This window comes from Pseudomonas sp. G1002, from assembly GCF_013385455.1.
GTDB lineage: Bacteria > Pseudomonadota > Gammaproteobacteria > Pseudomonadales > Pseudomonadaceae > Aquipseudomonas.
Genome location: NZ_JACAPY010000076.1, coordinates 1 through 315, shown reverse-complemented (window position 1 = coordinate 315; position 315 = coordinate 1). Strand labels below are relative to the sequence as shown.

The following is a 315-nucleotide window of genomic DNA, read 5'->3' as shown; positions in this document are numbered from 1 at the left end:
TGATTCATTGAAGAAGACGATAGAAGCAGCTTTAAGCTCCAGCTGATAGCTCTTAGCTAATCAGTTACGCGCTCGAAATTGGGTCTGTAGCTCAGTTGGTTAGAGCGCACCCCTGATAAGGGTGAGGTCGGCAGTTCGAATCTGCCCAGACCCACCAATTTTGTTATGGGGCCATAGCTCAGCTGGGAGAGCGCCTGCCTTGCACGCAGGAGGTCAACGGTTCGATCCCGTTTGGCTCCACCATTAACTGTTTCTACTGTTAGAGTTTAGAAATGAATATTCGCCAATGAATATTGATTTCTAGTCTTTGATTAG

2 tRNA genes are annotated in these 315 nt (G+C 47.0%); both read left to right on the top strand.

The features are described 5' to 3' along the window. The first annotated feature begins 80 nt into the window (after window positions 1–80). Window positions 81–157: transfer RNA gene (locus HX801_RS31870), tRNA-Ile, on the top strand. A gap of 10 nt (window positions 158–167) precedes the next feature. Continuing rightward, window positions 168–243 (top strand) — tRNA-Ala (locus HX801_RS31865). The last annotated feature ends 72 nt before the right edge of the window (window positions 244–315 follow it).